The following is a 9,949-nucleotide window of genomic DNA, read 5'->3' on the forward strand; positions in this document are numbered from 1 at the left end:
CCGGCTGCGGACGAGGATCACCCCGGCCAACAGCAGCAGCACGGGCACGCCGAACGCCTGCTGGTGCGCCGGCTGGCCCTGATCCGCGCCAGCGCCGGGGAGCTGCGCGAGCGCGCGGGTGCGCTGGCGGCCGCGGGCTGGTGCGCCGGTCCCTGAGCCCGGCGGCCGATGTTTCCGGCGGACTCCGGGCCTGGCGGGATGCGCGCGCCTTTCGGAGCTTGCCGGCGTGCTCCCGCCGGCGCCGTCCGCGCGCCGTGCCTCCGCACCGCTCCGGCGCTGCCCTCGCCGAGGTCACTGCTCCTGCCACGGCCGGCGCCGGATTTCCCGTAGCGTGCTCGCTCGGCAAGTACAGCCCCGTCGGCAACCTGATGGGCTCGCTGGTCGGCGGCAACCTGTGGCTGGAGGGCGGGTTCGCGCGAATGATGTATCTGTCGCTGCACAAGCTGCACAAGCTGCACAAGCTGGCGCTGCACGGCTTCTGGAAGGTCGCGCTCGATACGCTCGCCCGCATGATCGCGCGCCGCACCGAACCGCACGTGAAGCTGCACTGAGCGCCGCGCACCGCGCCCTGAAACGACACCGCCCGGCAGAAGCCGGGCGGTGCGGGGGGGCGTACAGCGGACAGCGTGCGATCAGACGCGCACGAGGCCCTTGTACTCGGCGCCGAAGCCGGTCAGCAGCTCGACCAGCGCCTTCGCATCGGCCTGGACCTTCGCGCCGACATCCTTCGCGACGCCGACCGAGGCTTCGCCGTAGGCCTTCAGGCCGGCCAGATCGCTGATCTCGGTGGCGGCCTTCAGACGCGACAGGCTGAGCTCGGCGTAGTCCTGCACCAGAGCGAACTGGAACGAGGTCAGCTTTTCGAGCTGGGCGACCGACAGCTTGCCGGCGGCAACGATCGGGGCGGTGACGGCTTCGAGGGACGGGACGGAGAACTTGGTCATGGCGGCTTCCTCAAGGTGCAGGCGGGGTGTTGTGGGATTCGTCTGCCGAATCCATGAGCCCATTATAGGCATTTCATGCTGCAGTGCAACATGAATTTCCGCCCGCCCTGTTTGCCTTGATTCCATCGGGCTGCAGCCGGGTCCGGACATGTCTGCGACCGCTCTTGCCCGGACGCCGCAGCCCGGCGCAACCGGCGGGTCTGTGCGCGGTCGTGCCCCCGGTGATGCCTGGCGATGCAGCTCAGGCTGCGAGGCCAAATCGTTGACGTTCGTCAATGGCAATGATTGTCATTTGGCAATGCAGGACGATACAGTGCGGCCGTACCCGCCCTTTCCCGATCCCCAGGAGTTCACCCGATGAAGGCTCCGTTGCGCCCCGTGCTGGCCGCTGTCGCCCTGCTCGCCCTGCCCGCGCTTGCCGTCGCCAAGGAATATCCGGTCGGCAAGCCGGTCGTGAAAAACGGCATGGAGATCGCCGCCGTCTACCTGCAGCCGGTGCGCATGGAGCCGGACGGCATGATGCGCAAGGCCGAGGACTCCGATGTCCACCTCGAAGCCGACATCAAGGCCGCGAAGAACAACCCGAACGGTTTCGCCGAAGGCGACTGGATGCCCTACCTGTCGGTGCAGTACGAGCTGAGCAAGCAGGGCGGCGAGACGCAGTCCGGCGAGTTCATGCCGATGGTCGCCTCCGACGGCCCGCACTACGGCGACAACGTCAAGCTGCAGGGCCCGGGCAAGTACACGCTGACGCTGACCATCAGCCCGCCGGGCGCCAACCCGCACGCGCACTTCGGCCGCCACACCGACAAGGAGACCGGCGTCGGCCCGTGGTTCGAGCCCTTCAAGGTCAGCTACGACTTCGCCTTCGCCGGCATCGGCAAGAAGGGCGGCTACTGAGCCGCCCGCGCCCGCAGGAGCGCCGTCCCATGGTCCGTCCGTCCTTCCTCCGTCTGCATCCCGGCCTGCGCGCCGTCCTCGGCGCCGCGCTGCTCGCGGCGGCCGGAGCGGCGTCCGCGGCCGATGCCCACACCGTCACGCTGATCGCGAAGGACGGCCGCTTCGAGCCTGCGACGCTCGAAGCGCCGGCCGGCACGCGCATCCGCATCGAGATCGAGAACGCCGGCGACACGCCGATCGAGTTCGAGAGCACGCCGCTGCGCAAGGAGAAGGTGCTCGCACCCGGCGCGCGCTCGGTGGTCGTGATCCAGCCGCTCGACCCGGGCCGCTACCCGTTCTTCGACGAGTTCCACCCCGACACCGGCCGCGGTGAGCTCGTCGTGCGCTGACTTCTTTCCCGCCTGCCCGTCTTGCCCGGACCTGCCGCCATGAATGCCGCTGCCTGCCCTACCGGCGCGTCGCCGCTTGCGACCGCCGTCCCCGCCTCGCGCCTCGCACGCATCGGCCTGGCGCTGCGCCGGCACGGACGCACGATCCGGATGATCCAGTGGGCGGTGGTGTTCGTGTATCTGGCGCTGCTCTTGATCCCGGCGGCCCTGCCGCTGCCGCCCGAGGACGCGCGGCTGTTCGGGCATCTGGGCACGATCGCGCAGTTCGTGTTCTGGGGCATCTGGTGGCCGTTCGTGCTGATCAGCATGGTGCTGTTCGGCCGGGTCTGGTGCGGCGTGTTCTGCCCCGAGGGCGCCCTCGCCGAGCAGGCGAGCCGCGTCGGGCTCGGGCGCGGCATCCCGCGCTGGCTGCGCTGGCAGGGCTGGCCGTTCGTCGCCTTCGTGCTGACGACGGTCTACGGGCAGCTGGTCAGCGTCTACCAGTACCCGCTGGCCGCGGCGCTGGTGCTCGGCGGCTCGACGGTCGCGGCGATCGCGATCGGCCTGCTGTACGGGCGCAACAAGCGCGTCTGGTGCCGGCATCTGTGCCCGGTGAGCGGCGTGTTCTCGCTGCTCGCACGGCTGGCGCCGGTGCACTACCGCAGTGACCCCGAACGCTGGACGGCGAAGGCCGGCGGGCCGGTGCAGCCGGTCAACTGCGCGCCGCTGCTCGACATCCGCCGCCTGCACGGTGCTGCCCAGTGCCATGCCTGCGGGCGCTGCGCCGGCCAGCGCGGCGCGGTCGAGCTGACGGCGCGCGCACCGTCCGAGGAGATCGTCCGCCACGGTGCGCAGGATGCGACGCGCTGGGATCTGCGCCTGGTGCTGTACGGGCTCTGCGGCGTGGCGATGGGCGCCTTCCACTGGACCGCGAGCCCGTGGTTCATCGACGCCAAGCAGGCCGTGGCGATGTGGCTGCTCGATCACGGCGGCGAGCGCCTGCTCGACACCGATGCGCCGTGGTGGCTGCTGACGCACCAGCCCGAGCGCCACGACGTGTTCTCGTGGCTCGACGGCCTGATGATCATTGCCTACATCGGCGCCACCGGCCTCGTGGTCGGCGCCGTGCTGCATCTGCTGTGCGCCATCGGCGCGCGGCTGCTGGCGCAGCGCCCGGCGCCGACCGCGCACCTGTCGCTCGCCTTCGTGCCGCTCGCCGGGGCCGGCGTGTTTCTCGGCCTGTCGGCGCTGACCGTGTCGCTGCTGCGCGGCGACGGCTTCGCGCTGTACTGGGTCGGCCCGCTGCGCGAGCTGCTGCTCGCCGCGGCCGCGCTCTGGACGCTGCGCCTCGGCTGGGGCATCAGCGGCCGCTACGGCGCCGGCCTGCATCGCCGGCTCGGGGCGACGCTGCTGGTCGCGGCCGGGGCCGGCTTCGTGGTCTGGGGCTGGGCGCTGCTGTTCTGGCTGTGGTGAGGGCGCTGGCGCCGCGCTCCTGAACCGCGGCCCGTGCCGCCGGAAACGAAAACGCCGCCTTGCGCAAAGGCGGCGTTTTCACCGGTCCGGCGACGGATGTTCAGTGCAGCAGCATCAGCCCGGCCGCGGCGCTGAGCGCGTGGTCGAAGTGCTCGATCTCGCGCATGCGCTCGCGCAGTTCCTTGCGGAAGCAGCGTGCGGCGCTCGCCAGCAGCTCGATCAGCCGCGGCAGCGCCGGACCGAAATCCCCGGCGCGCGCGAGCAGCAACTCGGCGCTGACCCAGACCTCCTGGCGACGACGGCTGAACTTGGCGAGCCGGAAACGGCGGTTGAGGTCGGCCATCAGATCGCAGGCGACGCGCTGCATCGTCAGCGTGCCCGAGCAGTGGAAGTTCTGGATGAACACCAGCAGGAACTCCGGATCCTCCTCATCGATGCTGATGCCGATCGCAAAGCCGTCGTGATGGAAGACGAGGTCGCCGTCGTCGTCGTAGCGCGGACGGTAGCCGGCCTGCACGAGCTGATCGAAGTAGGCGTTCAGGCGGTCAGACATCGGCACGAGCATGGGAGCGGCTCCGGACAGCGACAGCGGCGAGACGTTCGCATATTACGTACAGTTAATATTGATTGCGCAAGTCCCGCAGACAGTCCGTAACCCCGTGCAACGATTGACGATTTGCTGCCACCCGCCACACGCCCTGCCGGTGGTGGCTTCTGACGGGAGCGACCCGGCCCTGCCCGGCGCCCGCGCTGCCGGACGGGGACCGGCCCGGTGCTTCAGGCCGAGAAGCCGCCGTCGATCATCAGGTTCGCGCCGGTGATGTAGCCGGCCTCGGGACCGGCGAGATAGGCGACGAAGCTCGCGATCTCCTCGGCACGGCCGTAGCGGCCGGTCGCGAGCATCGGCAGCAGCCCCGCCGCCATCGGGCCGTCGGCCGGATTCATCTCGGTGTCGACCGGGCCGGGCTGGACGGTGTTGACGGTGATGCCGCGCGCGCCGAGATCGCGCGCCATGCCCTTGGTCAGCCCGGCGACCGCGGCCTTGCTCATCGCGTACACGGCACCGCCGGCAAACGGCATGCGCTCGGCGTTGGTGCTGCCGATCGTGATGATGCGGCCGCCGGCGCCGAGGTGACGCGCGGCGATGCGGCTGGCGATGACGACGGCGCGCACGTTGACCGCGAGCGTGCGGTCGAGCCCGTCGAGCGGGAAGTCCTCGATCGAACCGAGCGCGAGCACGCCGGCGCTGTTGACCAGGATGTCGAGCCGCCCGAACTGCGCGACCGTGCGCTCGATCGCGGCCTCGAGGGCGGCATCGTCGGCGCTGTCGGCACGCAGCGCCAGCGCCCGGCCGCCGGCCGCCTCGATCGTCCCTACCGTCGCCGCAGCCTCGGCCTCGGAACGCGCCCAGGTCAGCGCCACGGCGGCGCCATCGGCGGCGAGGCGCTGCGCGATCGCAGCACCGATGCCGCGCGCGCCGCCGGTCACGAAGGCGACCTTGCCGGCCAGCGGGCGGGCAGCGGGGACCGGAGCGGCATTGGCGGCATTGCTGGTGCTGGTCGTGGTTTCAGGATTCATGTCGGACTCCGCTCTGCTGGGGGTGGCTGGGAACGGGGACCAGCATGCGCGTCCGATTAGCGACTGATTAGTCGGCAAAACCGCGGTTCAGTCGATACCGGTGGTTTACGCTGGAACCCTGACTTCGCAGCCGCGGACACGACGATGGATACGCTGAACGGCCTCGAATGCTTCGTGCGCAGCGCCGAGGCCCGCAGCTTTGCGGCGGCCGGCCGCCGGCTCGGGCTGACGCCGGCCGCGGTCGGCAAGAACGTCGCGCGCCTCGAAGCCACGCTCGGCGTGCAGCTGTTCCGGCGCAGCACGCGGCGGCTGACGCTGACCGAGGCCGGCGAGGATCTGCTGCACGCCGCGGCCGGCCCGCTGGAGGCCCTGAATGGCGCGCTCGCGCAGCTCGCCGGCAGCCGCTCGACGCCCTCCGGCACGCTGAAGGTCGGTCTTGCACCGGCTTTCGGGCGCGACTACATCCTGCCGCTGCTCGGCGGCTTTCTCGCCCGTTACCCGCTGATCCGCCCGGACTGGCGCTTCGAGAACCGGCCCGTCGATCTGATCGGCGAGGGCTACGACGCGGCGATCGGCGGCGGCTTCGAACTGCCGCCGGGCGCCATCGCCCGCGAACTGGCGCCGGCGCACCGCGTGCTGCTGGCCGCCCCGGCCTATCTGGCCACGCACCCGGCACCGCAGCATCCGGCCGAACTGCCCTGCCACACCGGCATCCTGATCCGCTCGCTGCAGACCGGGCGCTTCCCGGCCTGGACGCTGCGCGACAGCCACGGCGCGCAGGCCCCGGTCGGGCTGCCGGTCAGCATCAGCGTCGATGACCCCGAGGCCGCCTGCCACGCGGCGCGTGCCGGGCTCGGCATCACGCTGGCGAGCACCGCCCACGCCCTGCCCTTCCTCGAAGCCGGCACGCTGCTGCGCGTGCTGCCGGACTGGCACGTCGATGCCGGACGCATCGCGATCTACTTCCCGGCCCAGCGCCTGCTGGCCCCGAAGACCCGCGCCTTCGTCGATTACGTCGTCGAACAGTGCCGCGCGCAGCGGCTGGCCGAGCGGCTGTCGGCGGTGTAAGCGCGGCCGGCATCGGGATAGCGTCGCGCGGCTGGAGGCGGTTGCCGGTCACGGGCCGATCAGGTCGGGGGGGCCCGGGAGACCGGCATTTCCCTGAGCCTCAGCTCGCGCTGACTTGAGGCGCGACGCTATCCCGACGCCCGCGACGCACGCCGGAGCCCGCCGCTGCGGCAGGCGTCCCGAAAGCCTCGTTTCGACGAACCTGCCCGCTCCGGTACAGGAAAATTCCTTTTTGCAAGATTAGAATCTCGGCAACCATAAAAATCTATAAACAGGTAGCCACCGTGGTCGATCCGGTTCAACGCATCAACGCGCTGCAGGAGCGCGCTGCGGTCACGAAACCCCCGGCGCTGCCGCGCTGGGAGGACTGGCAGCGCAGCGTGCCGAACGAGGTCGTGCGCTCGGCGCTGTTCACGGTCGGCAACCGGCGCGACCGGCGCGAGTTTCTGGTCGAGACCGAACTGGCCGCCATCGGCGAGACGCAAGTCACCTACCAGGGCGTCGAACTGCGCCAGGACGATGAGGATGTCTGGCTGCAGGCGCTGCACCTGGCGCGCGAACAACCGCTCGATGCGCCGATCGAGTTCGTCCCGCATGCCTTCCTGCGCGCGATCGGCTGGCCCACCACCGGGCACTACTACGCGCTGCTGCGCGATGCGTTCGGCCGCATGCAGCGCACGACGGTCACCTTCCGCAACCAGCGCCTGCACAAGGGCCTGTCGATCTCGCTGATCCGGCGCTTCGAGTGGAGCGACCGCGACGCCGGTGGCAGTGACGATCGCTGCAAGGTCTGGATCGAGCCGGAGATGCGGCTGCTGTTCGGCAACACGCAGTACACGCGCATCGAATGGGAACAGCGCCGGCACCTGCGACCGCTCGCGAAGTGGCTGCATGGCTACTTCGCGAGCCATCGCACGCCGCTGCCGGTGCGGGTCGTGACGCTGCGTGATGCCTGCGGTTCGGACACCCGCGAGCTGCGCAACTTCCGCCCGAAGCTCAAGGCCGCGCTGACCGAGCTGGTCGAAGCCTGCTTCCTGAGCGACTGGCAGATCGACGAGACCGACCTCGTGCACGTGTGCCGGGCACCGGCACCCGGCGTGGACGCCTGTGGACAAACGCGCCTCATCTGACGAACCGGCATTCGTAACATGAGGCGCAGAGATTCGTAACATGAGGCGCACCCACACGTAATATGAGGCGCAGGCACGTAACATGAGGCGCAGGAGGCACGTAACATGAGGCGCAAAACACACGTAACATGAGGCGCGGCAGCTCAAAAAATGCGCTCGCAAGCAATTGAATAAAAAGGCGAATTTCGTTTGTATCAAAAACACTAACTATTCTTTTAACCATTCTTTTAACCAAAAGAAAAAGAGCGCCTCCGATGTCGAAACCGACCGGCCCCGCCCCCGACTACTCGCTGACGACCGATCGGCTGCGTGCGCTCGGCGAGGTCAGCAGCAAGCTGATCCACGAACTGCGCGCCTACTCGACCAGCCCGGAACAGCGCAAGCTGCTGCAGAAGCAGTGGCGCATCGGGGAAGTCGCCAAGCTGCTCGGCATCAGTGAATCCAGCCTGCGCAACCACGACGAAGCCCTGCGCGGTGGCGAAGGCAACACCGGAGGCGCACACCGGCGCTACTCACTGAACGACATCCACAGACTGCGCGAACTGACCCACCGCCAGGCACACCGGGACCCGCTGCGCGATCGCTGTGCCCGACTCGCCGTCTGCAACTTCAAGGGCGGCAGCGGCAAGAGCACGACGGCAACCAACCTCGCCACGCATCTGGTCCTGCACGGTTACCGCACGCTGTTCATCGACATGGACCCGCAGGGCTCGGCGACCGCCCTGCTGTACCCGGACAACCTGATGGACATCCAGCGCGAGAACACCCTCTACGAGGTGCTGTTCACGCAGCCCGAACGCATCCGCGATCTCGTGATCCAGACCGCCTGGCAAGGACTGGACATGATTCCGGCGGCCCTGTCGCTGTTCTCGGTCGAAGCCGAGATCCTGCGCTACGGCTTCAGCAACCCGGACTTCCTGTTCTGGGAACGCCTCGATCGGGCCCTGGGACACCTGCAGGACGACTACGACGTAATCCTGTTCGACACCCCGCCGTCGCTGTCGCAGACCACCGTGATCGCCGCCTGGAGCGCCACGGCCCTGGTGATCCCCGTGCAGGCCTCGATGATGGACCTGCAGGCGATGGCCTCGTTCTTCTTCGGCATGTGGCAGTCGCTGTCGGCCATCGAACAGATCACCGGCGAGACCAAGCACTACGACTTCGGACTGATCGTGATCAGCAACTACCGCGGCAATCCGAAGACGATGCAGGACGAGTACGACGTCGCCACCTGGATGCGAAAAATGTATCAGCACTACGTTGCCGAGGACGCGATCCTGAACTCCAGCGTCATCCGTTCAGCCGCCAACAGCATCCAGATCTTCTACGAGCTGCCGAGGCGCTCGGATCCCTCCTATGCCCGCGCACTCGGCGCCTTCGAAGGTCTTGGCGACCAGATCATCGGCCTGATCCGCCGGCAGTGGCCATCGACGCAGACGGCAGCCACGCGCACGGCCAGCGCTTCCTGACCCGGAACCCGTCATGACCAGCAAGCCGACCCGCAGGAAACCGCGCTTCGAAGGCCTGACCCTGCCAAGCATCCTCGACGCGACTCCAGCCGCGCCGGGAACTGCACCGGCCCCGGCCGTGCCGGTTGCCGACTACGTGCGCGAGGCCGGCCAGCGGCTGACCGAGGACTACCGTCGCCTGCGCCAGCTCGAACAGAGCGGACGAGTCGAACTCGAACTGCCGCTGGCGAGCATCCGGCCATCGCGCTTCGCCAACCGCAGCGAGCACTACTTCCACAGCGCGCGCTATGCCGAAATCCGCAGCAGCATCGCGCAGCACGGCGTGAAGATTCCGATCAAGGTCCGGCCGGTCGCTGACAGCACACCGCCGGCCTACGAAATCGTTTACGGCCACACGCGCCATCGCGCCAGCCTCGATCTCGGCCTGCCGAGCATCCGTGCCGTCGTCGAAGCGCTCGACGACGAAACCCTGCTCGCCGAGATGGAACTCGAGAACCGCGACCGCGAGGATCTCTCTGCCTACGAGCGTGCCCGCTTCTACGCCCTTGCCCTTGCCGACACCTTTGCCGGCAACCGCGAACGGCTGTGTGCCCGCTTCGGGCGCAGCAATGCCTGGCTGTCGCAGCAGCGCGTGATCGCCGGCCTGCCACAGCGTCTGTTCGACGCGATGCCGCTGCTGTACCAGGCCGGTGTCGAGCCGCTGCTTGAACTCGCACGGCTGCGCCCGACCGATGAACAGGTGCAGACGCTGATCGAGATGCACCCGGATGCGTCCAGTGCCACCACCCTCGTGCAGGTCCTGATACGCCGGCTGCACTCCGCAAGCCGCGGCAGCCCGAAGCGCACGACGGCCAGCGCTGAAGCCGTGCATCACCATCGCAACGGCCGCCTGCTGATGCACGCACGGCCTGGCACACGTGGTCGCGTGCAGTTCGAGTTCGAATCCGGCCAGCGTGGTTTCGCCGATTTCCTGCGCACCCGGCTCGCTGAGCTGTATGACGAGTACGAAAAATCGCAAG

Annotated in this window: 10 protein-coding genes and 1 pseudogene; 8 read left to right on the forward strand and 3 right to left on the reverse strand. The window is 68.9% G+C overall.

The features are described 5' to 3' along the window. Positions 1 to 335 precede the first annotated feature (335 nt). Positions 336 to 551 (forward strand): annotated as a pseudogene (locus tag PKE44_RS10055) (NAD(P)/FAD-dependent oxidoreductase); the annotation flags it as partial. An 81-nt stretch (positions 552 to 632) separates the two neighbouring features. Here PKE44_RS10055 and PKE44_RS10060 read toward each other — a convergent pair. Continuing rightward, complete coding sequence (locus PKE44_RS10060) at positions 633 to 944, reverse strand: phasin family protein (RefSeq protein WP_324550660.1); 312 nt, start codon at positions 942 to 944, stop codon at positions 633 to 635. A 357-nt stretch (positions 945 to 1,301) separates the two neighbouring features. Between PKE44_RS10060 and PKE44_RS10065 the strand changes: the two genes are divergently transcribed. The 3 genes from PKE44_RS10065 to PKE44_RS10075 are packed head-to-tail and all read left to right on the forward strand — an operon-like array spanning position 1,302 to position 3,685. Continuing rightward, positions 1,302 to 1,844: an iron transporter gene (locus PKE44_RS10065; protein WP_324550662.1), complete on the forward strand. Its 543-nt coding sequence runs from the start codon at positions 1,302 to 1,304 to the stop codon at positions 1,842 to 1,844. A 29-nt stretch (positions 1,845 to 1,873) separates the two neighbouring features. Next, complete coding sequence (locus PKE44_RS10070; protein ID WP_324550664.1) at positions 1,874 to 2,233, forward strand: cupredoxin domain-containing protein; 360 nt, start codon at positions 1,874 to 1,876, stop codon at positions 2,231 to 2,233. 39 nt (positions 2,234 to 2,272) lie between these two features. After that, positions 2,273 to 3,685 carry a 4Fe-4S binding protein gene (locus PKE44_RS10075; RefSeq protein WP_324550666.1) on the forward strand — a complete coding sequence of 471 codons (1,413 nt, stop codon included), beginning with the start codon at positions 2,273 to 2,275 and terminating at the stop codon, positions 3,683 to 3,685. Between the two features lie 100 nt (positions 3,686 to 3,785). Here the strand turns inward: PKE44_RS10075 and PKE44_RS10080 are convergent, their stop codons facing one another. Both PKE44_RS10080 and PKE44_RS10085 read right to left on the reverse strand, forming a co-directional pair. Further along, positions 3,786 to 4,250, reverse strand: coding sequence for a hypothetical protein (locus PKE44_RS10080; RefSeq protein WP_324550668.1), 465 nt, complete (start codon positions 4,248 to 4,250; stop codon positions 3,786 to 3,788). A gap of 212 nt (positions 4,251 to 4,462) precedes the next feature. Then, positions 4,463 to 5,263, reverse strand: a complete 801-nt coding sequence (locus PKE44_RS10085; protein ID WP_324550670.1) for a 3-oxoacyl-ACP reductase family protein — start codon at positions 5,261 to 5,263, stop codon at positions 4,463 to 4,465. A gap of 144 nt (positions 5,264 to 5,407) precedes the next feature. Here PKE44_RS10085 and PKE44_RS10090 point away from each other — a divergent pair, with 144 nt between their 5' ends. From PKE44_RS10090 to PKE44_RS10105, 4 genes are all read left to right on the forward strand, one after another. Next, positions 5,408 to 6,331 carry a LysR substrate-binding domain-containing protein gene (locus PKE44_RS10090; protein WP_324550673.1) on the forward strand — a complete coding sequence of 308 codons (924 nt, stop codon included), beginning with the start codon at positions 5,408 to 5,410 and terminating at the stop codon, positions 6,329 to 6,331. Between the two features lie 284 nt (positions 6,332 to 6,615). Beyond that, positions 6,616 to 7,461, forward strand: coding sequence for a plasmid replication initiator TrfA (gene trfA / locus PKE44_RS10095; protein WP_324550675.1), 846 nt, complete (start codon positions 6,616 to 6,618; stop codon positions 7,459 to 7,461). Between the two features lie 254 nt (positions 7,462 to 7,715). Continuing rightward, positions 7,716 to 8,930: an AAA family ATPase gene (locus PKE44_RS10100; RefSeq protein WP_324550678.1), complete on the forward strand. Its 1,215-nt coding sequence runs from the start codon at positions 7,716 to 7,718 to the stop codon at positions 8,928 to 8,930. Positions 8,931 to 8,943: 13 nt separating this feature from the next. Beyond that, positions 8,944 to 9,949, forward strand: a 1,006-nt coding sequence (locus tag PKE44_RS10105; protein ID WP_324550680.1) for a ParB/RepB/Spo0J family partition protein, incomplete at its 3' end; no start/stop codon positions are given.

Source organism: Plasticicumulans sp. (assembly GCF_035331805.1).
In the GTDB taxonomy this organism is placed as follows: Bacteria; Pseudomonadota; Gammaproteobacteria; order Competibacterales; family Competibacteraceae; genus Plasticicumulans.

What these genes read in the sequence shown, in the direction of transcription:
- PKE44_RS10080 (WP_324550668.1), bottom strand. Translation starts at nt 4,250, where the DNA reads ATGCTCGTGCCGATGTCTGACCGCCTGAACGCCTACTTCGATCAGCTC.
- PKE44_RS10060 (WP_324550660.1), bottom strand. Translation starts at nt 944, where the DNA reads ATGACCAAGTTCTCCGTCCCGTCCCTCGAAGCCGTCACCGCCCCGATC.
- PKE44_RS10075 (WP_324550666.1), top strand. Translation starts at nt 2,273, where the DNA reads ATGAATGCCGCTGCCTGCCCTACCGGCGCGTCGCCGCTTGCGACCGCC.
- PKE44_RS10100 (WP_324550678.1), top strand. Translation starts at nt 7,716, where the DNA reads ATGTCGAAACCGACCGGCCCCGCCCCCGACTACTCGCTGACGACCGAT.
- PKE44_RS10085 (WP_324550670.1), bottom strand. Translation starts at nt 5,263, where the DNA reads ATGAATCCTGAAACCACGACCAGCACCAGCAATGCCGCCAATGCCGCT.
- PKE44_RS10065 (WP_324550662.1), top strand. Translation starts at nt 1,302, where the DNA reads ATGAAGGCTCCGTTGCGCCCCGTGCTGGCCGCTGTCGCCCTGCTCGCC.
- PKE44_RS10070 (WP_324550664.1), top strand. Translation starts at nt 1,874, where the DNA reads ATGGTCCGTCCGTCCTTCCTCCGTCTGCATCCCGGCCTGCGCGCCGTC.
- PKE44_RS10090 (WP_324550673.1), top strand. Translation starts at nt 5,408, where the DNA reads ATGGATACGCTGAACGGCCTCGAATGCTTCGTGCGCAGCGCCGAGGCC.